The organism is Pseudomonas delhiensis (assembly GCF_900187975.1).
GTDB lineage: Bacteria > Pseudomonadota > Gammaproteobacteria > Pseudomonadales > Pseudomonadaceae > Pseudomonas > Pseudomonas delhiensis.
On record NZ_FZPC01000001.1, the window covers coordinates 24954 to 49549 of the forward strand.

The window sequence follows — 24596 nt, forward strand, 5'->3', positions numbered from 1 at the left end:
CGGCCTGAAGCCTGCCGCTAGCGTTTTTTGTCCTTCTTCTTCTTCTCGGCCTTCTTGTGGTGCGACATCAGCCGGCGCTTCTTGTTGACCTGGCGCTCGGTGAGCTGGGTCTTCTTGCCCTCGAAGGGGTTGTCGCCGCCCTTGTACTCGATGCGGATCGGCGTGCCGACCAGCTTGAGCACGCGCCTGTAGGTCTTCTCCAGGTAGCGGGTATAGGCCTTGGGCACCGCCTCGGTCTGGTTGCCGTGGACCACGATCAGCGGCGGGTTGGCGCCCCCCAGGTGGGCGTAGCGCAGCTTGATGCGGCGGCCGTTGACCATCGGCGGCTGGTGCGTCTGCACCGCGTCCTCGAGGATCTGCGTCAGCTTGCTGGTCGGCCAGCGGGTCACGGCGGAGCGGAACGACTCCTGCACCGACTTGTACAGGTGGCCGACGCCGGTGCCGTGCAGCGCCGAGATGAAGTGGATGTCGGCGAAGTCGACGAACAGCAGGCGGCGCTCCAGCTCGGTCTTCACGTAGTCGCGCTCGGCGGACTCCATGCCGTCCCACTTGTTCAGCGCGATGACCAGCGCACGGCCGGTCTCCAGCACGAAGCCGAGCAGGTTGAGGTCGTGCTCGACCACGCCTTCGCGGGCGTCCATCACGAAGATCACCACGTTGGCGTCCTGGATGGCCTGCAGGGTCTTCACCACCGAGAACTTCTCCACCGCCTCGAAGATCTTGCCGCGGCGGCGCACGCCGGCGGTGTCGATCAGGGTGTACTTCTCTTCGTTGCGCTCGAAGGGGATGTAGATGCTGTCGCGGGTGGTGCCGGCCTGGTCGTAGACGATCACCCGCTCCTCGCCGAGCATGCGGTTGACCAGGGTCGACTTGCCGACGTTGGGGCGGCCGATGATGGCGATCTTGATGCCGTCCTTCTCGCTCGGGCCGGGGATGCGCTTGGCTTCCTCGCCCTCGGCGACCTCTTCCAGCTCGTCCGGCAGGTCGTTGTCTTCCGGCGCCTCGGGCTCGGGCTGGAACATCTCGCCCAGGGCCGTCTGCAGCATGTGGGTAATGCCACGGCCGTGGGCGGCGGCGATGGTCAGGGCGTCGCCCAGGCCCAGCGGGCTGAACTCGGCGCGGGCGATGTCCGGGTCGACGGTGTCGATCTTGTTGGCCACCAGGTAGCAGCGCTTGTTCCGCTTGCGCAGGTGTTCGGCGATCATTTCGTCGGCCGCGGTCAGGCCCGCGCGGGCGTCGACCATGAACAGCACCGCATCGGCTTCCTCGATCGCCTGCATCGACTGCTCGGCCATCTTGGCGTCGATGCCTTCCTCGTCACCGGTGATACCGCCGGTATCGATGACGATGAATTTCTTGCCCTGCCACTTGGCCTCGCCGTACTGGCGGTCGCGGGTCAGGCCGGCGTACTCGGCGACGATGGCGTCGCGCGTCTTGGTCAGGCGGTTGAACAGGGTGGACTTGCCGACGTTGGGGCGGCCCACCAGGGCGATTACGGGAACCATGCGGCTCTCCAGGAAATTTCAGGAATTCGTAAAAAACACGCCGGCCGCTGTCGTCATCCAACAGCGGCCGGCAGGTAGAACATAGCTTAGCGAATGGTGTAGGCGACCAGCTTGCCGCTGTTGCCGTACACGTACATCCACCGGTCGACCACCAGCGGGCGCACGCGCACGCCGTCGCCGTCGACCTTCTCGCGGCCGACGAAGCGGCCGTCCACCTGGCTCAGCAGGTGAATGTAGCCTTCCAGGTCGCCCACCACCACGTTGCTGGAGAACACCGCCGGGGCCGACAGCTGGCGGCGCGCCAGGGCGTCGTTGCTCCACAGCGAGGACGAGCTGCGCCCGTCCAGGGCTTCCACGGTGCCGCTGGCATCACTGACGTAGACGCTGCCGATGCCTTCGGCGACGCCGGCGTAGCTGGAGGCCTCGCGCTGCCAGATCACCCGGCCGCTGGCCAGGTCGAGGGCGGCGGCGCGGCCCTGGTAGCTGGCCACGTAGATCACGTTGTCGACCAGGGTCAGGCCGCCATCGATGTCCACCACGCGGTCCAGTTCGGAACGGCCCTGGGGCACGGCGACGCGGGTTTCCCAGATCGGCAGGCCACGCTGCACGTCCACCGCCACCACCTTGCCGCTGGCGAGGCCGGCGATGGCCATGCGCCCGGCGATGATGGGCGCGCCGGTGCCGCGCAGGGTCAGCACGGGCACGGTGTTCTCGTACACCCAGCGCTGGTTGCCGGTGCTGGCGTCGAGGGCGATCAGCTTGTCGTCCTGGGTCTGCACGATCACCACGTCGCCGTCGGTGACCGGCGCCGCCAGCACTTCGCTGGGCACCCGGGTACGCCACTTCTGCTCGCCGTTGGCGGCGTTCAGGGCGATGACGTCGCCCTTCAGGGTGCCGACCAGCACCAGGCCGCCACCGACGCCGACACCGCCGGAGACCGGCAGGTCGAGGTCCTGCTTCCAGATCACATCGCCGTTCTCGCGCTGCATGGCCATGACGCGGCCTTCGGCGGAAGCGGCATAGATGCTGGAGCCGTCCACGGCCGGCTGCAGCAGTTCGTAGAGGTCGCCCTGGCCGTCACCGACCGAGCGGCTCCACTGCTTGTCCAGGCGCACCTCTTCCTTGAAGTCGGTGAGTTCCGCCGGCGGCAGTTCCTTCTTGCTGTTGCTGCTGCAACCGACCGCGAGCAGGGTCAGCGCCAGCAGCGCCGCATGTTTCCAGCGCAGCATCTCAGGCACCTCCCTTGGCCAGGTCGTCGAGCTTCACCTGCAGGGCGCCGGCGGCGGCCTCCTCAGGCAGTGCGGCCTTGGCCTTCTCGTAGGCGCTGCGGGCGTCGTCGGTGCGCTTGAGCTGCACCAGCAGGTCGCCCTTGAGTTCCTCGCGGCTGGAGACGTAGGCCTTGTCGGCGTCGCCTTCCAGCAGCTTCAGGCCTTCCTCGGCCTTGCCCTGGGCGGCCAGGACACGGGCCAGGCGCTGGCGGGCCAGCTCGCCGAGGGTGGCGTCCACCGGCTTGTCGACCACCGCCTTCAGTTCACCGGCGGCATCGTCCAGCTTGCCGGCGTCCACCGCCACCTTGGCGACGAACAGGCGGCCGTACTGGGCGTAGTGGGTACCGCCGTATTCGCTGGTGAGCTTGTTGGCCAGCTCGGCGACGCGCGCGGTGTCCGGCTGGCCGGAGGGCGTCAGCGAGGCTTCGACCAGTTGCTGGTAGAGGATGGAGGCGTTCTGCGCCTGGTTGGCCTGGTACTTCTTCCAGGCCTGCCAGCCGAACACCACCACCAGCGCCAGCGCGGCACCGGTGAGCAGGGGCATGCCGTTGCGCTGCCACCAGTCCTTGAGATCCGCCAGTTGTTCTTCTTCGGTACGCGTGGTCACCCCAATACTCCTAATCCGCTCGATTCTCAGGCCCGCTGGATGCAGGCTGCCAGGTGCTCGGGCAGAGCCTCCCAGGCTATGTTCTGTTGCTCACCCTCGCCACGCAGGGGCTTGAAACCTACCACGCGCGCGGCCAGTTCGTCGTCACCCAGGATCAGCGCGAACTGGGCGCCGCTCTTGTCGGCCTTCTTGAACTGGCTCTTGAAGCTGCCGGCGCCGGCGTTGAGCAGCAGGCGGATGCCGGGGACGGCACTGCGCAGCTTCTCCGCCAGGGCCAGGGCGGCCAGCTCGGCCGGCTCGCCGAAGGCGCAGACGTAGACGTCGGCCGGGCGCTTCAGCTCGGCGGGCACCACGCCCAGGGTCTCCAGCAGCAGCACCAGGCGTTCCACGCCCATGGCGAAGCCCACGCCCGGCGTCGGCTTGCCGCCAAACTGGCTGACCAGGCCGTCGTAGCGGCCCCCGCCGCAGACGGTGCCCTGGGCGCCGAGCCTGTCGGTGACCCATTCGAAGGCGGTGCGGCAGTAGTAGTCCAGGCCGCGCACCAGCTTCTGGTTGATCTCGTAGCGCAGGCCGACCGCGTCCAGGCGGGCCTTCAGGCCCTCGAAGTGGGCGATCGACTCTTCGTCCAGGTAGTCGTGCAGGGTCGGCGCGCCGACCAGCAGGGCCTGGGTGCTTTCCACCTTGCTGTCGAGGATGCGCAGCGGGTTGGTGGTCATGCGCCGCTGGCTGTCCTCGTCGAGTTGCTCGAAGCGCTCCTGCAGGTAGGCCACCAGCGCCTCGCGGTAGCGCGCGCGGGCCTCGCTGGAGCCCAGGGTGTTGAGCTGCAGGGTCACGGCGTCGGCCATGCCCAGCTTCTGCCACAGGCGCCAGGTGAGGATGATCAGCTCGGCGTCGATGTCCGGCCCCGGCAGGTTGAAGACTTCCACGCCGATCTGGTGGAACTGGCGGTAGCGGCCCTTCTGCGGCTTCTCGTAGCGGAACATGGGCCCGGCGTACCAGAGCTTCTGCACCTGGCCGCCGCCGGTCAGGCCATGTTCGAGCATGGCCCGCACGGTGCCCGCGGTGCCTTCGGGGCGCAGCGTCAGCGACTCCTCGTTGCGGTCGAGGAAGGTGTACATCTCCTTGTCGACCACGTCGGTGCCTTCGCCGATGCCGCGGGCGAAGAGTTCGGTGAACTCCATGATCGGCAGGCGGATCTCGCTGTAGCCGTATTCTTCCAGCAGGCCGGCGAAGGTGTTTTCCAGGTAGCGCCATACCGGGGTCTGTTCCGGCAGGATGTCGTTCATGCCACGAATGGCTTGCAGGGACTTGCTCACATGTTGTCCTTGTTGCGGTCAGCCGCGCACGATCAGGGCGGCGTCGGCTTCGGCCTTGGCGGCCGCTTTTTCGCGGATCAGCCGTTCCAGCTCATCCACCAGGTTTTCGTTCTGCAGCTTCTGCGCCGGCTTGCCGTCGATGTAGACGAGGTTGTTCGGCGTGCCGCCGGTGAGGCCGATGTGGGCCTCCTTGGCTTCGCCCGGGCCGTTGACCACGCAGCCGATCACGGCCACGTCCATGGGCACCAGCAGGTCCTCCAGGCGGCCTTCGAGCTCGTTCATGGTCTTGACCACGTCGAAGTTCTGCCGCGAGCAGCTCGGGCAGGCGATGAAGTTGATGCCGCGCGAACGCAGGTGCAGGGACTTGAGGATGTCGAACCCGACCTTGATCTCCTCCACCGGGTCGGCGGCCAGGGAGATGCGGATGGTGTCGCCGATGCCCTCGGCCAGCAGCATGCCCAGGCCCACCGCGGACTTCACGGTGCCCGAACGCAGGCCGCCGGCCTCGGTGATGCCCAGGTGCAGCGGCTGCTCGATTTCCCTGGCCAGCAGGCGGTAGGCGGCCACGGCCATGAACACGTCGGAGGCCTTCACGCTGACCTTGAAGTTCTGGAAGTCCAGGCGCTGGAGATGCTCGACGTGGCGCATGGCCGATTCCAGCAGGGCCTCGGGAGTCGGCTCGCCGTATTTCTTCTGCAGGTCCTTCTCCAGGGAACCGGCGTTGACGCCGATGCGGATCGGGATGTTCTTGTCGCGGGCCGCGTCCACCACCGCCTTGACGCGGTCCTCGCGGCCGATGTTGCCCGGGTTGATGCGCAGGCAGTCGACGCCAAGCTCCGCCACGCGCAGGGCGATCTTGTAGTCGAAGTGGATATCGGCCACCAGCGGTACGCGGACCTGCTGCTTGATCTTGCCGAAGGCCTCCGCCGCGTCCATGTCCGGCACCGAGACGCGCACGATGTCCGCGCCGGCGTCTTCCAGACGGCGGATCTGCGCGACGGTGGCGGCCACGTCCAGCGTATCGGTGTTGGTCATGCTCTGCACGGCGATGGGCGCGTCACCGCCCACCGGCACCGAGCCGACCCAGATCTTGCGGGACTGGCGGCGTTTGATCGGGGAAGCGCAATGCATCTTTAGTTACCACCCAACTTCATGCGTGCCGTCTCGCCGCGGGAATAGGGCGAAACGTCGACCGGCTGGCCGTTGTAGCTGACCTGGGCGCCGCGGGCGAAGCCCAGGCGCAGCTCCAGGGGAACCTTGGCGGCGACTTCCATGGAGTCGCCCTTGCGCTTGAGCGCGCTGACCAGGACCTTGCCGTCGGCGTCGGTGACCTGGGTCCAGCAGTCGGCGATGAACTGCACCTTGACCACGCCCTGGCCGGCCGCAGCCACCACCGGAGCGGCAGCCGGAGCAGCAGGTTCGGCAGCGGGCGCGGCCGGAACCGCCGGGGCAACCGGAGCGGCCGGAGTAGCGGGCACGGCGGCGGTGTCGGCGGCCGGCGCGGCCGGAGCAGTCGGCGCTGCAGGAGCGGCCACCTGGGGCGCGGTCTCGGCCGGGTTGGCCGGGGCCTCGGCGGCCTGCTCGGGCTCGGCGGCGGCGGTATCGCCGGCCGGCTCGCCCGGCGCGGCGGCCTTGTCCTCGGCGACGGCCTGGTCCTCGGGCTCGTCGAGGCTGTGCACTTCGGTGGTGCCGTCGGCGCTCTCGACCTCGACGTGCTCCAGGTTCAGGCCACTGTTCTCGGCGAGGTTGCGCCCGGCGCGCTCCTGCCACCAGAAGTAGCCGAAGCCCACCAGGATCGCCAGCAGCAGCAGGCTGAACAGGCGCAGCAGGTTGCGCGACAGGCGCATCGGCTCGGCCACCCGGCCGAGGCTCTGCACGTTGCTGCCGGTGGCATCGGTGCCGGTGTACTGGTCGAAGGCGCTGACCATCTGCGCCTGGTCCATGCCCAGCAGCTTGGCATAGGCGCGCACGTAGCCGCGGGCGAAGGTGTGGCCCGGCAGCTTGTCGAAGTTGCCCAGCTCCAGCTGGCGCAGGGAATTCTCGGTGAGGTTCAGTTGACCGGCCACCTGCGAGGTCGACCAGCCCCGGCTCTCGCGCGCCTGGCGCAAGGCCTCACCCGGATTGGCGCGGGTCGCGCTGGCGACTTCTGGCTGCGACGTCTTCATCATTTCTCTGCCTGGTATGCCTGGTATTCGGGGGATGCGGGATACAGGCGCTTGAGCTGCAGGCCGTAGCTGGCGGCGGTGTCCTTGTCGTCAAAGACCCGCGCCAGCCGCACGCCCAGCAGCAGGCTCTTGGCGTTCTGCTGTCCCTGCTTCAGGTATTCGTTGTAGTAGTCGCGCGCCGGCACGTACTGGCGGTCGTCGTAGGACAGCTGCGACATTTCCAGCAAGGCGCTGGGCTGCCGGCGGTTCAGGCGCAGGGCCTTCTCGAAGTACTGCTTGGCCTGCTCGCGCTGCTTCAGCTTGAGGCTGGCCAGGCCGAGGTTCTCGAAGACCCGCGAGCGCTCCGGGTAGAGGGGGTCGTCGGCGGCCTTCTGGAAGGCGTCGACGGCCTCGTCGTAGCGCTTCTGCTCGTACAGGAAGCTGCCGTAGTTGTTCCAGATGCGCGCATCCGAACGCGAGGACAGCGCCTTGCGGTATTCCTGCTCGGAGAGCTTGGGCTCCATCTCCTGCTGGTAGACCAGGGCCAGCGCGGCGTGGGCGTCGGCGCTCGAGGAGTCCAGCTCCAGGGCCTGGCGCAGCGGCACCTTGGCCTGCTCGGTATTGCCGTTCTGCAGGTAGCCGATGGCCAGCTGGATGTAGGCGTCGCGGGCCTCTTCACGGCCCTTGGCGGTGCGGAGGGGGTCCTGCTTCCCAGACGTCACGCAACCCGCCAGCAGGCTGGCCAGGAATACGAACAGCGCGGCGCGCAAGGTCATCGGAATCCTCCCTCGAGATCAGTTTCGATTGGCGGGCGCCTTCTCGGCGTCGGCCGACAGCTGGCGCACGGCGATGTAGCGTTCGCTGCGGCGGGTACGGTCCATCACCTGGCCGACCAGTTGGCCGCAGGCGGCGTCGATGTCGTCGCCGCGGGTGGTGCGTACGGTGACGTTGAAGCCGCCCTTGTGCAGCATGTCCTGGAAACGGCGGATCGAGTTGTTGCTCGGCCGCTCGTAGCCGGAATGGGGGAACGGATTAAACGGAATCAGGTTGATCTTGCAAGGAATTTCCTTGAGCAATGCGATCATCTGCTCGGCGTGCTCGGGCTGGTCGTTGACATCCTTGAGCAGGGTGTACTCGACGGTCAGCACGCGTTCCTTGCCCAGGCGGCCGATGTAGCGCTGGCAGGCATCCAGCAGCACCGCCAGGGGGTACTTCTTGTTGATCGGCACCAGTTGGTTGCGCAGCTCGTCGTTGGGCGCGTGCAGCGACAGCGCCAGGGACACGTCGGTGACTTCGCCGAGCTTGTCGATCATCGGCACCACGCCGGAGGTGGACAGGGTCACCTTGCGCTTGGAGATACCGTAGCCGAAGTCCTCCATCATGATGCTCATGGCGGTGACGACGTTGTCGAAGTTCAGCAGCGGCTCGCCCATGCCCATCATCACCACGTTGGTGATGGCGCGGTCGATCTTGCCGGGCACGGTGCCGAAGGATTTGTTGGCGAGCCACACCTGGCCGATGATCTCGGCGGAGGTCAGGTCGCTGTTGAAGCCCTGCTTGCCGGTGGAGCAGAAGCTGCAGTCCAGGGCGCAGCCGGCCTGGGACGACACGCACAGGGTGCCGCGGCCGTTCTGCGGGATGTACACGGTCTCGACGCAGCTGCCGGACGCCACGCGCACCACCCACTTGCGGGTGCCGTCGCTGGAGATGTCCTGGCTGACCACTTCGGGGCCGCGGATCTCGGCACAGGCCTTGAGCTTTTCGCGCAAGGCCTTGCCGACATTGGTCATGGCGTCGAAATCCTCGGCGCCAAAGTGGTGAATCCATTGCATCACCTGGCCGGCGCGGAAGCGCTTTTCACCGATGGACTCGAAGAATTCCTCGAGCTGGGGCTTGGTCATGCCCAGCAGGTTGGCCTTTGCAGCGGTATCAGTCATGGATTCACCCTCGCCCATTCGCCTGGATCAGCGAATGCGCTCGCACACCTCGGTGCTGGAGAAGAAGTAGGCGATTTCGCGGGCAGCGGAAGCTTCCGAGTCGGAACCGTGGACGGCGTTTTCGTCGATGGAAACGGCGAAATCGGCGCGGATGGTGCCGGCGTCGGCTTTCTTCGGATCGGTGGCGCCCATCAGCTCACGGTTCTTGGCGATGGCGTCTTCGCCTTCCAGAACCTGCAGGACGACCGGGCCGGAGGTCATGAAGGCGACCAGGTCCTTGAAGAAGGGACGCTCTTTGTGCTCGGCGTAGAAGCCACCGGCTTCGCGCTCGGACAGCTGGACCATCTTGGAAGCGACGACGCGCAGACCGGCCTTCTCGAAGCGGGTCAGGATTTCGCCGATGACGTTCTTGGCGACGGCGTCGGGCTTGATGATGGAGAAGGTACGTTGCAGGGCCATTTGGGATAACTCCGAAAAGCAAGGTTGGTAATGCTGAGAAGCCCCTGGGCGGACCCAGGAGCTCCTGTGATTCAGGGTGTGCCGCGCGACGGCTGCAGCCACGGGGCTGGCACGCGCGGAGCCGGCACGCACGCGGCGCTCCGGCGGGCATCGGCAGGTACCGCGGGGGAACCTGGCCGATCACCTAAAGATAAAACCCGCGAATTATACGCGGGTTCGGGGAAAAGCATAAGGGCGGTTGCAAGCGGCAGGCTACAGGCTGCAGGCAAGAGCGAAAGCCCTGTAGGAGCGAGCTTGCTCTTCGCCTGTCGCCTGCCGCCGCTTTCAGTCCGCTTCTTCTATCCAGGCGCCCTGGATGGCTTCCAGGACCTTCTCGCCGCCGCGCGACGGGTCGTCGGAAAACTCCGGCAGGCTGACCACCCAGTTGTGCAGGTCGACGAAGTTGACGTAGCGCGGATCCACGTCGGGGTGGCTATCGGCCAGCTGGATGGCGATTTCCAGCACATCGGTCCATTTCAGGCTCATGCGCGCACTCCCCTCAATGGCCTTCGGAAACCTGGTTGATGGTGTATTTCGGAATTTCCACCACCAGGTCCTCGTCCGCCACCACCGCCTGGCAGGACAGGCGCGAATCCGGCTCCAGGCCCCAGGCCTTGTCCAGCATGTCGTCTTCCAGCTCGTCGGACGGCTCCATGGAGCCGAAGCCCTCGCGCACGATCACGTGGCAGGTGGTGCAGGCGCAGGACATCTCGCAGGCGTGCTCGATATCGATGCCGTTACGCAGCGCAGCCTTGAGGATGGTCTCGCCGGGCTGGGCCTCGACCACCGCGCCCTCCGGGCAATGCTCGGGGTGGGGCAGAAATACGATCTGCGGCATCTTCGCTTATTCCTCGATTTCGTTGAGCCGGCGACCGGCCAGGGCGGCCTTGACGGAAGCGTCCATCCGTCGCGCGGCGAAGGCGTCGGTCACCTGGGACAGACGCTTGATCTGTTGCTCGATGGCGGCGGTATCGGTACCGGCGGCCAGTTCGCGCAGGGTATCCATGCCGGCCTCGATGGCCAGCCGCTCGTCGGCGTCCAGCAGGCGTTCGCCGTCGGCATCCAGCGCCGAACGCACGGCTTCGAGCAGGCGCTGCGCCTCGACCTGCTGCTCGCGCAGGGCGCGGGCGTTCATGTCGTCGCCGGCGTACTGGAAGGAGTCCTGCAGCATGCGGGCGATCTCGCCGTCGGTCAGGCCGTAGGACGGCTTGACCTGGATGCTGGCCTCGACGCCGGAGCTCATCTCGCGGGCGGACACCGCCAGCAGGCCGTCGGCGTCCACCTGGAAGCTGACGCGGATCTTCGCCGCGCCGGCCACCATCGGCGGGATGCCGCGCAGCTCGAAGCGCGCCAGGGAGCGGCAGTCCTTGACCAGTTCGCGCTCGCCCTGCAGCACGTGGATCATCATGGCCGTCTGGCCATCCTTGTAGGTGGTGAATTCCTGGGCGCGAGCCACCGGGATGGTGGTGTTGCGCGGGATCACCTTCTCCATCAGCCCGCCCATGGTCTCGAGGCCCAGGGACAGCGGGATGACGTCCAGCAGCAGCAGCTCTTCGCCGCGCTTGTTGCCGGCCAGGGCATCGGCCTGGATGGCGGCGCCGATGGCCACCACCTGGTCGGGGTCGATGTCCACCAGCGGTTCGCGGCCGAACAGCTCGCCCACCGCCTGGCGCACGCGCGGCACGCGGGTGGAGCCGCCGACCATGACCACGGCGCCAATGTCTTCCAGCTCGATGCCGGAATCGCGCACGGCGCGACGGCAGGCCTTGAGGCTGCGGGCGACGAAGGGTTCGATCAGGGCGTCCAGTTGGCTGCGGTCCAGCTTGCCGCGCCAGTCGCCATAGGCGACCTCGACGCTTTCATTGAGGGTCAGGGCTTCCTTCGCCGCGCAGGCGGCCTGCAGCAACTGGCGCTGGCTGCCCGGGTCGAGGTCGTCGGAGGCGCCGGCCTGCTGGATGATCCAGCCGGCGATGGCATGGTCGAAGTCGTCGCCGCCCAGGGCGCTGTCGCCGCCGGTGGCCAGGACCTCGAAGACGCCACGGGTCAGGCGCAGGATGGAAATGTCGAAGGTGCCGCCACCCAGGTCATAGATGGCCACCACGCCTTCGGCGTTCTTGTCCAGGCCATAGGCGACCGCCGCGGCGGTGGGCTCGTTGAGCAGGCGCAGCACGTGCAGGCCGGCCAGGCGCGCGGCGTCCTTGGTGGCCTGGCGCTGGGCGTCGTCGAAATACGCCGGCACCGTGATCACCGCGCCGACCAGCTCGCCGCCCAGGGTGGCTTCGGCGCGCTGGCGCAGGCTGCGGAGGATTTCCGCGGAGACCTCGACCGGGCTCTTCGGGCCCTGCACGGTCTCGATGAAGGGCATGTGCGATTCGCCCTGGGTGAAGCGGTAGGGCAACTGGCCACCGAGCTGCTTAACGTCTTCCAGGCCACGGCCCATCAGGCGCTTGACCGAGATGATGGAGTTCAGCGGATCGGCGGAGGCGCCCCGCTTGACCGACTCGCCGACCTCGACGCGGTCGGCCAGGTAACGCACCGCCGACGGCAGGATCAGGCGCCCCTCGGCATCGGCCAGGGGTGCGGCGACGCCGCTGCGCACGGCGGCGACCAGGGAATTGGTGGTGCCCAGGTCGATGCCCACGGCCAGCCGGCGCTGGTGCGGCTGGGGGGTTTGTCCGGGCTCGGCGATCTGCAATAGGACCATGCGGCTTCTAATCAGGCGTAACGGGCGCGGCGCGGGCCGCGCGGATTAATCGTCGAGTCGCTCTTCGAGCTGGCGCACTTCCTGCGCCAGCTTGTCGAGAAACTGCATGCGGCGCACCAGGCGCTCGGCTTGCGGGCGGCGCTCGGCGTCGTCCCAGCAATCGGCGAAGCTGTCCTCCAGCTGCTGCTGAGCCTCTTTCAGGCGGCGCTTGAAGGCGGCCACCCCATCCAGGTCGGCGCTTTCCTGCAAGTCTTCCAGCTCCTCGCGCAGCTGCATCTGCTGCAGGAGGAACTCCGGGTCCTGCACCGTGGCTTCCAGCGGCAGCGCCTGGCCCCGCAGGGACAGCAGGTACAGCGCCCGGCGCGGCGCGCTCTTCAGCGTCTGGTAGGCGTCGTTGAGCTCGGCGGCGCGCTCCAGCGCCACGCGCTGCTCGCGCTCGGTGGCGTCGGCGAAGCGGTCCGGGTGGACGCTGCGGGCCAGCTCGCGGTAACGCTGGCCGAGGGCATCCAGGTCGAGGCGGAAAGCCGGCTGCAGGTCGAAGAGGGCGAAGTGACAGGGACTACCCACGCCGGCCTCAGACGTTGAAGCTTTCGCCGCAGCCGCACTCGCCACGAACGTTCGGGTTGTTGAACTTGAAGCCCTCGTTGAGGCCTTCCTTGGTGAAGTCCAACTCGGTGCCGTCGAGGTAGACCAGGCTCTTCGGGTCGATGATGACCTTCACGCCGTGGCTCTCGTAGACCAGGTCCTCGGGCGCCAGCTCATCGACGAACTCGAGCACGTAGGCCAGGCCGGAACACCCGGTGGTGCGCACGCCAAGACGAATGCCCTCGCCCTTGCCGCGCCCCTCGAGGGAGCGCTGGACATGCTTGGCGGCGGCTTCGGTCATGCTGATGGCCATGGGAACTCCTTACTCAACGGAAGCGGTTAGAGCAGACCCTTCTTCTGCTTGTAGTCGCGCACGGCCGCCTTGATGGCGTCCTCGGCGAGCACCGAGCAGTGGATCTTCACCGGCGGCAGGGCCAGCTCTTCGGCGATGGTGGTGTTCTTGATGGCCTCGGCCTCGTCCAGGGTCTTGCCCTTCATCCACTCGGTGGCGAGGGAGCTGGAGGCGATGGCCGAACCGCAGCCGTAGGTCTTGAACTTGGCGTCTTCGATCACGCCCTGCTCGTTGACCTTGATCTGCAGGCGCATCACGTCGCCGCAGGCCGGCGCGCCGACCATGCCGGTGCCGACATCGGGATCCTCGGCGTCGAGCTTGCCGACGTTACGGGGGTTTTCGTAGTGGTCGATGACCTTGTCACTGTATGCCATGGCTAATCCTCACTCTATGGGGCGGGTCAGTGGGCCTGCCATTCGACCTTGGACAGGTCGACGCCCTCTTTGAACATGTCCCACAGCGGCGAGAGCTCGCGCAGCTTGGAAACGGCTTGCCCCACGATACCGGCGGCGTAGTCGACCTCTTCCTCGGTGGTGAAGCGGCCGAAGGTGAAACGGATGGAACTGTGCGCCAGCTCGTCGTTGCGACCCAGGGCGCGCAGCACGTAGGACGGCTCCAGGGAGGCGGAGGTGCAGGCCGAACCGGAAGAGACCGCGAGGTCCTTCAGGGCCATGATCAGCGACTCGCCCTCGACGTAGTTGAAGCTCAGGTTCAGGTTGTGCGGCACGCGCTGGGTCAGGCTGCCGTTGACGTAGAGCTCTTCCAGGCCGTCGAGCTTGGCGAAGAAGCGGTCGCGCAGGGCGCGGATGCGCTCGTTCTCGGCGTGCATCTCTTCCCTGGCGATGCGGAAGGCCTCGCCCATACCGACGATCTGGTGGGTGGCCAGGGTGCCCGAGCGCATGCCGCGCTCGTGGCCGCCGCCGTGCATCTGGGCTTCCAGGCGCACGCGCGGCTTGCGGCGCACGTACAGGGCGCCGATGCCCTTGGGACCGTAGGTCTTGTGGGCGGAGAAGGACATCAGGTCGACCTTCAGCTTGTCCAGGTCGATGTCGACCTTGCCGGTGGACTGCGCGGCGTCGACATGGAACAGGATGCCGCGGGAGCGGGTCAGCTCGCCGATGGCGGCGATGTCGTTGATGGTGCCGATCTCGTTGTTCACGTGCATGATCGAGACCAGGATGGTGTCGTCACGCAGCGCCGCCTCGACCATGGCCGGGGTGATCAGGCCTTCCTCGGTGGGGTCGAGGTAGGTCACTTCGAAGCCTTCGCGCTCCAGCTGGCGGGTGGTGTCCAGCACCGCCTTGTGCTCGATCTTCGAGGTGACGATGTGCTTGCCCTTGCTGCCGTAGAAGTGCGCCACGCCCTTGATGGCGAGGTTGTCGGACTCGGTGGCGCCGGAGGTCCAGACGATCTCGCGGGGGTCGGCATTGACCAGTTCGGCGACCTGGCGGCGGGCGTTCTCCACGGCTTCCTCGGCCTTCCAGCCGAACACGTGGGAGCGCGAGGCCGGGTTGCCGAAGTTGCCGTCCACCAGCAGGCAGTCAGCCATCTTCTGAGCGACGCGCGGGTCCACCGGGGTGGTAGCGGAGTAGTCGAGGTAGATCGGCAATTTCATCAGGTAACTCCTACAGGCTGGCGCGCGCTCAATCGATGGCGGACGCTTCAATCTTATCGAGGCTCGGCCGTTTGCCGGTGCCTCCGCAACGACGCTCATCCTGGCGCTGCGCGACTTCCTGGACTTCGCGGCGCTCGACCAGGTCGGCGAGGCTGATGCCGCTGAGGAATTCGTGAATCTGCTGGCTGAGGTCGCACCAAAGGTGGTGGGTCAGGCAGGTGTCGCCGGAGTGGCAATCCCCCTGCCCCTGGCAGCGCGTGGCGTCGACCGACTCGTTGACCGCGTCGATCACCTGGGCGACGTGGATGCCGGTCATGTCGCGGGACAGCTGGTAGCCGCCGCCGGGACCGCGCACGCTGGTCACCAGGTTGCCACGGCGCAACTTGGCGAACAGTTGTTCGAGGTAGGACAGGGAAATGCCCTGGCGTTCGGAAATATCCGCCAGGGAAACCGGACCACGCTGGGCATGCAACGCCAGGTCGAGCATGGCGGTTACGGCATAGCGGCCTTTGGTGGTCAAGCGCATGGAACATTCCCGAATGAATCACTGGACTGGCGCAAGGATGCCATTTTCCGAGTATTTAAGTCAACTATAAGACCTATCAAATTACTCGGGATTAGCCAGCGAAGGGCGGCATAATGTAGCAGAAAATCGTTAGCGGCACATCAATGCGCCGCCTTGCCCTCTTCGTCCTTCACGCCGGCGAAGTCCTCTTCACGCAGCTCGGGCAGCTTTTTCGCACAATAGTCGCTACCCAGGGCCGTCAGCGCCTGGCACATGCCCTCCAACCGGCCGTCGACCGCCTGCAGGTGGTCGAGCAACTGGCCGATGGCGCGCGCCACCGGGTCGGGCATGTCCTGGCTGACGCCGTAGGCGTCGAAGCCGAGCTTCTCGGCCATGGCCTGGCGCTTGGCCTGCTGCTCGGCATCATCCTTCATGATGATGCGCCCCGGGATGCCGACCACGGTGGCGCCCGGCGGCACTTCCTTGGTGACCACGGCGTTGGAGCCCACTTTCGCCCCGGCGCCGACGGTGAACGGGCCGAGCACCTTGGCGCCGGCGCCGACCACCACGCCATCGGCCAGGGTCGGGTGGCGCTTGCCCTTGTTCCAGCTGGTGCCGCCGAGGGTCACGCCCTGGTAGAGGGTCACGTCGTCACCGATCTCGGCGGTCTCGCCGATCACGATGCCCATGCCGTGGTCGATGAAGAAGCGCCGGCCGATCCTGGCGCCCGGATGGATCTCGATGCCGGTCATCCAGCGGCCAAAGTTGGACACCAGGCGCGCCAGCCATTTCCAGCCGGAGGTCCACAGCAGGTGCGCCAAGCGGTGCAGCCACACGGCATGCAGGCCCGGGTAGCAGGTGAGCACCTCGAAGGCATTGCGCGCTGCCGGGTCGCGGTGGAATACGCTCTGGATATCTTCGCGCACACGCTCAAACATCATCGTCACTCCGCTTGCAGGCCGCGCCCTGCGCGGTCTTCTGTGTTTCGGTGAGGATACCCCGGAGGATATTCATCTCCAGCTTGCTGACCCCGGCGCGGCCGTACAGGCGGCGCAGGCGCGACATCAGGTGCCGCGGCTTCTGCGGGTCGAGGAAGCCGATATCCACGAGGGTCGATTCCAGGTGCGAATAGAAGCGCTCCAACTCGTCGGCGGTGACCGGCAGGCTGTTGAGCATGGCCGTGGTCTCCAGCTTCTCCTGCTTGGTCGGCCGGCCTTCGGCGGCCAGCCAGGCCATGCGCACTTCGTAGGCGAGCACCTGGACCGCCGTCGCCAGGTTCAGCGAGCTGAACTCGGGGTTGGCGGGAATGTGCACGTGGAACTGACATCGCTGCAGTTCCTCGTTGGTCAGACCCGCGTACTCGCGGCCGAACACCAGGGCCACCTCGCCGCCCTGCTGGGCGTGCTGCAGGCTGGTGGTGGCGCACTCGCGGGGGTCGAGCAGCGGCCAGGGGATGCGCCGGTCACGGGCGCTGGTGCCGAGCACCAGGCTGCAGCCCACCAGGGCGTCCTCCAGGGTCGGCACCACCTGGGCGGCGTCGAGGATGTCGGTCGCCCCGGAGGCGCGGGCCACCGCCTCGCCGCTGGGGAAGTCCATGGGGTCGACCAGCACCAGGCGCGACAGGCCCATGTTCTTCATGGCCCGGGCGGTACCGCCGATATTGCCGGGATGACTGGTGTTGACCAGCACCACGCGAATTCTGTCGAGCAACCGGAGCTCTCCACACAAGCAGATACGAAAAGGAACGGAATCCTACCGCAGCGCTCGGTCTTGCGCCACGCAAGCGACAGGCCGCCCTATGAGCGCCACGGTTTTCTGGTACAATGTTCGGCTTTCTTTAACATCATCCAGGTGACCTCTCCATGCAGCCCATGCTGAACATCGCCCTGCGCGCGGCCCGCAGCGCCGGTGAACTGATCTTCCGCTCCATCGAACGCCTGGACACCCTCTCGGTCAACGAAAAAGACGCCAAGGACTACGTCACCGAAGTCGATCGCGCCGCCGAGCTCAGCATCGTCACCGCCCTGCGCAAGGCCTACCCGAACCACGGCATCATGGGCGAGGAAGGCGGCTATCTCGAGGGCAGCGGCGAAGGCGCCGACTACCTGTGGATCATCGACCCGCTGGATGGCACCACCAACTTCATCCACGGCGTCCCGCACTTCGCCGTCAGCATCGCCTGCAAGTACAAGGGCCGCCTGGAGCACGCCGTGGTCCTCGACCCGGTGCGCCAGGAAGAGTTCACCGCCAGCCGCGGCCGCGGCGCCGCGCTGAACGGCCGCCGCCTGCGGGTGAGCAACCGCAAGAGCCTGGAAGGCGCCCTGCTGGGCACCGGCTTCCCGTTCCGCGACAGCCAGCTGGATAACCTCGACGCCTACCTGGGCATGTTCCGCAGCCTGGTCGGCCAGACCGCCGGCATCCGCCGCGCCGGCGCCGCCAGCCTGGACCTGGCCTACGTCGCGGCCGGCCGCTTCGATGCCTTCTGGGAGTTCGGCCTGTCCGAGTGGGACATGGCCGCGGGCGCCCTGCTGGTGCAGGAAGCCGGCGGCCTGGTGAGCGATTTCACCGGCAGCCACGAGTTCCTCGAGAAAGGCCACATCGTCGCCGGCAACACCAAGTGCTTCAAGGCGCTGCTGACCAGCATCCAGCCGCACCTGCCGCCGTCGCTCAAGCGCTGAGCGCGGATGGAATGAAAAAGCCCGGCCTTGTGCCGGGTTTTTTGTTGGGTGATGGGGACGTCGGAGCCGCTGGCGAGCCCGATCGCGGACGGAGTCCGCCCCTACAGCATTCCCATGCTGGACGCGCCCTGCGCGCGAATCGCGGGCAGGGCCCGCTCCTACAGTTCGCCGTGAGGCACGGTATCCCCCTGTAGGAGCGGACTTTGTCCGCGATAGCCGGCGGTTCCGGCGCGTTTCGCGGATAAGATCCTACGCCACCCCACCGCACCATTCCCCTGTAGGAGCGCGCCCTGCGCGCGAAATCGCGGGCAGGGCCCGCTCCTACAACCCATCGGGAAGCACGGTGTTCCACTGTAGGAGCGGACCTTGTCCGCGATAGCCGGAGGTGTCGGCGCGATTCGCGGATGAGATCCGCTCCTACGCTGCGGGTGAGCACGGCTCGCTCCTACCTGCCGGAAACGAAGAAGGCGCCCCGCGGGGCGCCTTCTCGTGCTTCGATGCTTACTGCTGGCTGAGGATCAGCCGGCCGCTCTTGTCCACCGGGATCTGGCTGCCCGGGTCGCGGTCCATGCGCACCTGGCCGGCCTTGCCGTCGAGCATGTACTTGACGTCGTAGCCCACCACTTTCTCGCTGGTGTCGTTCACGGTGCTGCAGCGGGTTTCGGTGGTGGTGTAGGTGTCACGCTCCTGCATGCCTTCCTGCACCTTGTTGCCGGCATAGCCGCCGCCGACCGCACCGGCCACGGTGGCGATCTTCTTGCCATTGCCGCCGCCGATCTGGTTGCCCAGCAGGCCGCCGGCGATGGCGCCGATGGCGGTGCCGACGATCTGGTGCTGGTCCTTGACCGGGCGCTGGTGGGTGACCGCCACGTCCTTGCACACCTGGCGCGGGGTCTTGATGGTTTCCTTGACCGGCTGGACGGCGACGACCTCGGCATATTCCGGGCCGCGGTCCACCAGGCTGTACGTGGCCACCGCTCCACCTGCCGTAACGCCGACTGCGCCCAACACGGTACCGATGAGCAACGACTTGTTCACATAGACCTCCTGGCTTTCCTTTCATACGGGCACTTGCCCTTGTCCTTGCCTTGGAGCAGGGAATCCTTAAGAAAGTTCCGACATTCCTTGGCGATGCGCCACCCGATACCGACGCACGGCCACATCGCGCACAAAGAAAAACTCCCGCCGGGGCGGGAGTTTCGAGGGAGCGCGGGACAGCCTCAGGGGCGGTCGTCGACTTCCTTGGCCTGCGGCGGGATCAGGTCCTCGGCCGACAGCTTCAGCCAGATCAGCACCACGTCGGCGATGTAGATCGACGAATAGGTACCGGCCAGCACGCCGACGAACAGGGCGATGGAGAAGCCGAACAGGTTGTCGCCGGCGAAGAACAGCAGCGCGGCGATGGCCAGCAGGGTGGAGATCGAGGTCGCCATGGTCCGCAGCAGGGTCTGGCTGGTCGAGATGTTGATGTTCTCGATAAGACTGGCCTTGCGCAGCACGCGGAAGTTCTCGCGCACCCGGTCGAAGATCACGATGGTGTCGTTCAGCGAGTAGCCCACCACCGCCAGCACCGCGGCGAGCACGGTGAGGTCGAAGGTGATCTGGAAGAACGACAGCACGCCCATCACGATGATGGCGTCGTGGATCAGCGAGAGGATGGCGCCCAGGGCGAACTTCCACTGGAAGCGGAAGCCGACGTAGATGAGGATGCCGCCCAGGGCCAGGAGCATGCCCAGGCCGCCCTGGTCGCGCAGTTCCTCGCCGACCTGCGGGCCGACGTATTCCACGCGCTTGAGGCTGGCCGGGTTGCTGGTGTCGGCGGCCTGCAGCGCCGCGGCGACCTTCTTGCCCAGCTCCGGATCCTCGCTGGGCATGCGCACCAGCACGTCCTTGGTGTCGCCGAAGCTCTGCACCACGGCCTCGGCGTAGCCGGCCTTGACCAGCTCGTCGCGGACCTTGCCCAGGTCCGCCGGCTGCTGGTAGTTCAGCTCGATGAGGGTGCCACCGGTGAAGTCCAGGCCGAAGTTGATGCCCTTGGTGATCCAGCTGCCGAGGGCGATCAGGGTGAGGACCAGGGTGGCGGCGAACGCGATGTTGCGCACACCCATGAAGTTGATGGTACCGATCTTGATATTCATCTCATGATCCCCCTTAGATCCACAGCTTCTTGAAGTCACGCCCGCCGAAGATCAGGTTGACCATTGCGCGGGTGACCATGATGGCCGTGAACATCGAGGTGAGAATACCGAGCGACATGGTCACGGCGAAGCCCTTCACCGGGCCGGTGCCCATGGCGTAGAGGATGCCGCCGACCAGCAGCGAGGTCAGGTTGGCGTCGACGATGGCGGTGAAGGCGCGGTTGAAGCCTTCGTGGATGGCGCGCTGCACCGACATGCCGCCGGCCAGTTCCTCGCGTATCCGCGAGAAGATCAGCACGTTGGCGTCCACCGCCATGCCCATGGTCAGCACGATACCGGCGATGCCCGGCAGCGTCAGGGTCGCGCCGAGGATCGACATCAGCGCCACCAGCAGGACCATGTTGAAGCCCAGGGCAACGGTGGCGATCAAGCCGAAGAAGCGGTAGATGACGATGATGAACAGCGACACGAACACCATGCCCCACAGGGAGGCGTCGATGCCCTTGGCGATGTTGTCCGCGCCCAGGCTCGGGCCGATGGTGCGTTCCTCGGCGAAGTACATCGGCGCGGCCAGGCCGCCGGCGCGCAGCAGCAGGGCCAGTTCCGAGGATTCGCCCGGGCCGTCGAGGCCGGTGATGCGGAACTGGTTGCCCAGGGCCGACTGGATGGTCGCCAGGCTGATGATCTTCTTCTCTTCCTTGAAGGCCGGGACCGCGACTTCCTGCTCGACGCCGTCGACCACCTGCTTGGCATAGCGGGTGATCGGCTTCTGCTCGATGAACACCACCGCCATGCTGCGGCCGACATTGTTGCGGGTGGCGCGGTTCATCAGCTCGCCGCCGTGGCCGTCGAGGCGGATGTTCACCTGCGGGCGGCCATTCTCGTCGAAGCTGGCGCTGGCGTCGGTGACCTGGTCACCGGTGATGATCACGCTGCGCTCCAGGGCCACCGGCGGGCGGCGCGGCTCGCGGAACTCGAAGGTCTCGGTGGCCGACTTGATGGCGTCGGGCTCGGCGGCCAGGCGGAACTCCAGGTTGGCGGTCTTGCCGAGGATGCGCTTGGCTTCGGCGGTGTCCTGCACGCCCGGCAGCTCGACCACGATGCGGTTGGCCCCCTGGCGCTGCACCAGCGGCTCGGACACGCCCAGCTCGTTGACGCGGTTGCGCACGGTGGTGAGGTTCTGCTTGATCGAGTACTCGCGGATCTCGGCGAGCTTGGCCGCGGTCATGGCCAGGCGCAGCACCTGCATGTCGTTGCGCTGGTCCTGGGTCACTTCGAAGTCGCGGTAGTCCTTGGCGATCAGCGCCTTGGCCTTGCCCAGCGATTCCTCGTCGGTGAAGCCCAGCTGGATGGCGCGGTCCTGCACCGGCAGGCTGCGGTAGCGCAGGCGCTCCTTGCGCAGGGCGCTCTTGATCTCGCTCTCGTAGACGTTCAGGCGGGCGTCCACGGCCTTGTCCATGTCCACTTCGAGGAGGAAGTGCACGCCACCGGACAGGTCCAGGCCCAGCTTCATCGGGTGGGCGGCGATGTTGCGCAGCCAGTTCGGGGTGGTCTGCGCCAGGTTCAGCGCGACCACGTAGTCGTCGCCCAGGGCGCGACGCACGATGTCCTTGGCGGGAAGCTGGTCTTCCTGCCTGACCAGGCGGATCAGGCCGCTGTTCTTGCCGAGGCTGCCCGCCTTGACGGCGATGCCCGCGTCGGTCAGCGCCTTGCTGGCCTTGTCGATGTCGGCCTGGGTGATCTGCAGCGCGCTGCTGGCGCCGCTGACCTGCACGGCCGGATCGTCCGGGTAGAGGTTGGGTGCGGAATAGATGAAGCCGACGGCAAGCACCGCCAGGATCAGCAGGTATTTCCACAGGGGATATTTGTTGAGCATTGATACCGCCCGTTATGACGCGGGGCGCTTCATGCGCCCCGTCTATTGGTTTTCTTTGCCTGGAACTCAGATGGCCTTGAGCGTGCCTTTCGGCAGGGTCGCGGCGATGGCGCCCTTCTGGAACTTCAGCTCGACGTTGTCGGCGACCTCGACGACCACGAAGTCCTCGGCGACTTTCAGCACCTTGCCGGCGATACCCGCGGAAGTGACGACTTCGTCACCTTTCTGCAGGTTGGACAGGAGGTTCTTGTGCTCCTTGTTACGCTTGGCCTGCGGGCGCCAGATCATCAGGTAGAAGATGACCAGGAAGCCGACCAGGAAGACCCACTCAAAACCAGTGCCCATCGGGCCTGCGGCGGCCGCGGGAGCAGCGGCGTCGGCGTAGGCGGCGGGAATCAGAAAGCTCATCGGATACTCCTGTCTCTATATTCTTTTGGAAAATCGGGATCAATCGCCCAGCGGCGGCGTCGGAAGGCCGCGTTTGGCATAGAAGGCGTCGACAAAGGCGGCCAATGTACCCTGTTGGATTGCCTCGCGCAAACCAGCCATAAGCCGCTGATAATGCCGCAAGTTATGGATGGTATTGAGCATGCTGCCGAGCATTTCCCCACACTTGTCCAGGTGGTAGAGGTAGGCGCGGGAGAAGTGCTTGCAGGTGTAGCAGTCGCAGGTCGGGTCCAGCGGCGATTCGTCGTGCTTGTGCACGGCGTTGCGGATCTTGATCACCCCGGTGTCGACGAACAGATGGCCGTTGCGCGCGTTGCGCGTGGGCATCACGCAGTCGAACATGTCGACGCCGCGGCGCACACCTTCCACGAGGTCCTCGGGTTTGCCCACCCCCATCAGGTAACGGGGTTTGTCGGCCGGCATGCGCGGCGGCAGGAAGTCCAGCACGCGGATCATCTCCTCCTTCGGCTCGCCCACCGACAGGCCGCCGATGGCCAGGCCGTCGAAGCCGATTTCCTGCAGGCCCTCCAGCGAGCGCATGCGCAGCTCTTCGTGCATGCCGCCCTGGACGATGCCGAACAGCGCCGAGGGGCTTTCGCCATGGGCAACCTTCGAGCGCTTCGCCCAGCGCAGCGACAGCTCCATGGAGCGCTTGGCCACGTCGAACTCGGCCGGGTACGGGGTGCACTCGTCGAAGATCATCACGATGTCCGAACCCAGCGCGCGCTGCACCGCCATGGACTCCTCGGGGCCCATGAAGACCTTGGCGCCGTCCACCGGCGAGGCGAAGTACACGCCCTCTTCCTTGATCTTGCGCAGGGCGCCCAGGCTGAACACCTGGAAGCCGCCGGAATCGGTGAGGATCGGCCCCTGCCACTGCATGAAGTCGTGCAGGTCGCCGTGCCTGCGGATCACCTCGGTGCCCGGGCGCAGCCACAGGTGGAAGGTGTTGCCGAGGATGATCTGCGCGCCAATGCCCTCGATGTCCCGCGGCAGCATGCCCTTGACCGTGCCGTAGGTACCCACCGGCATGAACGCCGGGGTCTCGACCACCCCACGGGGGAAGCTCAGGCGGCCGCGCCGGGCCTTGCCGTCGGTGGCCAGCAGTTCGAACTTCATGAAACTCATGGGATCAGTCCTCGGGCCCGCGCGGCGCGGGGTTGCGGGTGATGAACATGGCATCGCCGTAGCTGAAGAAGCGGTACTCGTGCGCCACCGCCGCGGCATAGGCGGCCATGGTCTGCGGGTAGCCGGCGAAGGCCGAGACCAGCATCAGCAGGGTCGACTCGGGCAGGTGGAAGTTGGTCACCAGGGCATCGACCACGTGGAAGGGCCGGCCCGGGTAGAGGAAGATGTCGGTGTCGCCGCTGAAGGGCTTGAGCTGGCCGTCGCGGGCCGCGCTCTCCAGGGAACGCACGCTGGTGGTGCCGACGGCGATCACCCGGCCGCCACGGGCACGGCAGGCGGCCACGGCATCGACCACGTCCTGGCCGACCTCCAGCCACTCGCTGTGCATGTGGTGGTCTTCGATTTTCTCCACGCGCACCGGCTGGAAGGTGCCGGCGCCCACGTGCAGGGTGACGAAGGCGGTGTCCACGCCCTTCTCGCGGATAGCCGCCAGCAGCCCTTCATCGAAGTGCAGTCCGGCGGTGGGCGCAGCCACGGCGCCGGCGCGCTCGGCGTAGACGGTCTGGTAACGCTCGCGGTCGGCGTCCTCGTCGGGGCGGTCGATATAGGGCGGCAGCGGCATGTGCCCCACCCGCTCCAGCAACGGCAGCACGTCCTCGGCGAAGCCCAGCTCGAACAGCGCGTCGTGCCGCTGCAGCATCTGCGCCTCGGCGCCACCGTCTATGAGGATCTTCGAACCCGGCTTGGGCGACTTGCTCGAGCGCACGTGGGCCAGCACGCGGCGGCTGTCCAGCACGCGCTCGACGAGGATCTCCAGCTTGCCGCCGGAGGCCTTCTGGCCGAACAGCCGCGCCGGGATCACCCGGGTGTTGTTGAACACCATCAGGTCGCCCGGCCGCAGGTATTCCAGCAGGTCGGTGAAATGACGGTGGCTGAGCTCGCCCGTCGGTCCGTCCAGCACCAGCAGGCGGCTGGCGCGACGTTCGGCGAGCGGATGGCGGGCGATCAGGGCCTCGGGCAGATCGAAATGGAAGTCGGCGACGCGCATGGGGGTATATCTCGAAGGGCCGGCTATATTACTGGAATTGCACTGGCATCGCCACGTAAGTGGATTGACCGGTACCGAGGGCCTCCCTATACTGCCGCGCCATTGCCTCGGTGGCGGAATGGTAGACGCGGCGGATTCAAAATCCGTTTCTGGCGACAGAGTGAGAGTTCGAGTCTCTCCCGGGGCACCATCCAGATTCCCAGCGAATCTCGGAATACCAGAAAAACCGGCCTTCGCGCCGGTTT

At 66.6% G+C, this 24596-nt stretch carries 26 protein-coding genes and 1 tRNA gene; 2 read left to right on the forward strand and 25 right to left on the reverse strand.

Annotated elements, in window-relative coordinates:
- Positions 1–17: 17 nt before the first annotated feature.
- The 19 genes from der to trmJ all read right to left on the reverse strand — a co-directional run bounded on the left by der (position 18) and on the right by trmJ (position 16746).
- The gene (gene der, locus CHC02_RS00125) at positions 18–1505 is read right to left on the reverse strand and encodes a ribosome biogenesis GTPase Der (RefSeq protein WP_089389499.1); all 1488 of its coding nucleotides are present in this window, start codon (positions 1503–1505) and stop codon (positions 18–20) included.
- An 86-nt stretch (positions 1506–1591) separates the two neighbouring features.
- Positions 1592–2734 carry an outer membrane protein assembly factor BamB gene (bamB, locus tag CHC02_RS00130; protein WP_089389500.1) on the reverse strand — a complete coding sequence of 381 codons (1143 nt, stop codon included), beginning with the start codon at positions 2732–2734 and terminating at the stop codon, positions 1592–1594.
- Position 2735: 1 nt separating this feature from the next.
- Positions 2736–3380, reverse strand: coding sequence for a YfgM family protein (locus tag CHC02_RS00135; protein ID WP_089389501.1), 645 nt, complete (start codon positions 3378–3380; stop codon positions 2736–2738).
- 26 nt (positions 3381–3406) lie between these two features.
- On the reverse strand, positions 3407–4696 hold the full coding sequence (hisS, locus tag CHC02_RS00140; RefSeq protein ID WP_089389502.1) for a histidine--tRNA ligase: 1290 nt from the start codon (positions 4694–4696) through the stop codon (positions 3407–3409).
- Positions 4697–4714: 18 nt separating this feature from the next.
- Positions 4715–5827, reverse strand: coding sequence for a flavodoxin-dependent (E)-4-hydroxy-3-methylbut-2-enyl-diphosphate synthase (gene ispG, locus CHC02_RS00145; protein WP_089389503.1), 1113 nt, complete (start codon positions 5825–5827; stop codon positions 4715–4717).
- Between the two features lie 2 nt (positions 5828–5829).
- Positions 5830–6864 (reverse strand): helix-turn-helix domain-containing protein, encoded by a 1035-nt coding sequence (locus tag CHC02_RS00150; protein WP_089389504.1) that lies wholly within the window; start codon positions 6862–6864, stop codon positions 5830–5832.
- Positions 6861–7616 carry a type IV pilus biogenesis/stability protein PilW gene (gene pilW, locus CHC02_RS00155; RefSeq protein WP_089389505.1) on the reverse strand — a complete coding sequence of 252 codons (756 nt, stop codon included), beginning with the start codon at positions 7614–7616 and terminating at the stop codon, positions 6861–6863. Before pilW ends, CHC02_RS00150 begins: the two co-directional genes overlap by 4 nt.
- Positions 7617–7634: 18 nt before the next feature.
- A complete protein-coding gene (rlmN, locus tag CHC02_RS00160; protein ID WP_089389833.1) occupies positions 7635–8777 on the reverse strand; it encodes a dual-specificity RNA methyltransferase RlmN in 1143 nt (380 codons plus the stop codon).
- Between the two features lie 27 nt (positions 8778–8804).
- A complete protein-coding gene (ndk, locus tag CHC02_RS00165; RefSeq protein ID WP_009616170.1) occupies positions 8805–9236 on the reverse strand; it encodes a nucleoside-diphosphate kinase in 432 nt (143 codons plus the stop codon).
- A 324-nt stretch (positions 9237–9560) separates the two neighbouring features.
- Complete coding sequence (gene iscX, locus CHC02_RS00170) at positions 9561–9761, reverse strand: Fe-S cluster assembly protein IscX (protein WP_089389506.1); 201 nt, start codon at positions 9759–9761, stop codon at positions 9561–9563.
- Positions 9762–9774: 13 nt separating this feature from the next.
- Positions 9775–10113 carry an ISC system 2Fe-2S type ferredoxin gene (fdx, locus tag CHC02_RS00175; protein WP_089389507.1) on the reverse strand — a complete coding sequence of 113 codons (339 nt, stop codon included), beginning with the start codon at positions 10111–10113 and terminating at the stop codon, positions 9775–9777.
- A 6-nt stretch (positions 10114–10119) separates the two neighbouring features.
- The gene (gene hscA / locus CHC02_RS00180; protein ID WP_089389508.1) at positions 10120–11979 is read right to left on the reverse strand and encodes a Fe-S protein assembly chaperone HscA; all 1860 of its coding nucleotides are present in this window, start codon (positions 11977–11979) and stop codon (positions 10120–10122) included.
- A 45-nt stretch (positions 11980–12024) separates the two neighbouring features.
- Positions 12025–12546 carry a co-chaperone HscB gene (gene hscB, locus CHC02_RS00185; RefSeq protein ID WP_089389509.1) on the reverse strand — a complete coding sequence of 174 codons (522 nt, stop codon included), beginning with the start codon at positions 12544–12546 and terminating at the stop codon, positions 12025–12027.
- 7 nt (positions 12547–12553) lie between these two features.
- The gene (gene iscA / locus CHC02_RS00190) at positions 12554–12877 is read right to left on the reverse strand and encodes an iron-sulfur cluster assembly protein IscA (protein ID WP_009616165.1); all 324 of its coding nucleotides are present in this window, start codon (positions 12875–12877) and stop codon (positions 12554–12556) included.
- A gap of 26 nt (positions 12878–12903) precedes the next feature.
- Positions 12904–13290, reverse strand: coding sequence for a Fe-S cluster assembly scaffold IscU (gene iscU / locus CHC02_RS00195; RefSeq protein WP_074978984.1), 387 nt, complete (start codon positions 13288–13290; stop codon positions 12904–12906).
- Positions 13291–13316: 26 nt separating this feature from the next.
- Positions 13317–14531, reverse strand: coding sequence for an IscS subfamily cysteine desulfurase (locus CHC02_RS00200; protein ID WP_089389510.1), 1215 nt, complete (start codon positions 14529–14531; stop codon positions 13317–13319).
- Positions 14532–14559: 28 nt separating this feature from the next.
- Positions 14560–15057, reverse strand: coding sequence for a Fe-S cluster assembly transcriptional regulator IscR (gene iscR / locus CHC02_RS00205; protein WP_089389511.1), 498 nt, complete (start codon positions 15055–15057; stop codon positions 14560–14562).
- A gap of 140 nt (positions 15058–15197) precedes the next feature.
- Entirely contained in the window at positions 15198–15974 is a 777-nt protein-coding gene (gene cysE, locus CHC02_RS00210) for a serine O-acetyltransferase (protein WP_009616161.1), read from the reverse strand.
- A complete protein-coding gene (gene trmJ / locus CHC02_RS00215; RefSeq protein WP_089389512.1) occupies positions 15967–16746 on the reverse strand; it encodes a tRNA (cytosine(32)/uridine(32)-2'-O)-methyltransferase TrmJ in 780 nt (259 codons plus the stop codon). Before trmJ ends, cysE begins: the two co-directional genes overlap by 8 nt.
- A 152-nt stretch (positions 16747–16898) precedes the next feature.
- Between trmJ and suhB the strand changes: the two genes are divergently transcribed.
- Positions 16899–17714: a type III secretion system regulator SuhB gene (gene suhB, locus CHC02_RS00220; protein ID WP_089389513.1), complete on the forward strand. Its 816-nt coding sequence runs from the start codon at positions 16899–16901 to the stop codon at positions 17712–17714.
- A 501-nt stretch (positions 17715–18215) separates the two neighbouring features.
- Here suhB and CHC02_RS00225 read toward each other — a convergent pair.
- From CHC02_RS00225 to queA, 6 genes are all read right to left on the reverse strand, one after another.
- A complete protein-coding gene (locus CHC02_RS00225; protein ID WP_009616158.1) occupies positions 18216–18752 on the reverse strand; it encodes a glycine zipper 2TM domain-containing protein in 537 nt (178 codons plus the stop codon).
- Positions 18753–18934: 182 nt separating this feature from the next.
- Complete coding sequence (gene secF / locus CHC02_RS00230) at positions 18935–19852, reverse strand: protein translocase subunit SecF (RefSeq protein ID WP_089389514.1); 918 nt, start codon at positions 19850–19852, stop codon at positions 18935–18937.
- A gap of 13 nt (positions 19853–19865) precedes the next feature.
- Positions 19866–21728 carry a protein translocase subunit SecD gene (gene secD / locus CHC02_RS00235; RefSeq protein ID WP_089389515.1) on the reverse strand — a complete coding sequence of 621 codons (1863 nt, stop codon included), beginning with the start codon at positions 21726–21728 and terminating at the stop codon, positions 19866–19868.
- A gap of 66 nt (positions 21729–21794) precedes the next feature.
- The gene (yajC, locus tag CHC02_RS00240) at positions 21795–22136 is read right to left on the reverse strand and encodes a preprotein translocase subunit YajC (protein ID WP_089389516.1); all 342 of its coding nucleotides are present in this window, start codon (positions 22134–22136) and stop codon (positions 21795–21797) included.
- 39 nt (positions 22137–22175) lie between these two features.
- Positions 22176–23294 (reverse strand): tRNA guanosine(34) transglycosylase Tgt, encoded by a 1119-nt coding sequence (gene tgt / locus CHC02_RS00245; RefSeq protein ID WP_089389834.1) that lies wholly within the window; start codon positions 23292–23294, stop codon positions 22176–22178.
- A 13-nt stretch (positions 23295–23307) separates the two neighbouring features.
- Entirely contained in the window at positions 23308–24351 is a 1044-nt protein-coding gene (gene queA / locus CHC02_RS00250; RefSeq protein WP_089389517.1) for a tRNA preQ1(34) S-adenosylmethionine ribosyltransferase-isomerase QueA, read from the reverse strand.
- Positions 24352–24455: 104 nt separating this feature from the next.
- Here queA and CHC02_RS00255 point away from each other — a divergent pair.
- Positions 24456–24541 (forward strand) — tRNA-Leu (locus CHC02_RS00255).
- The last annotated feature ends 55 nt before the right edge of the window (positions 24542–24596 follow it).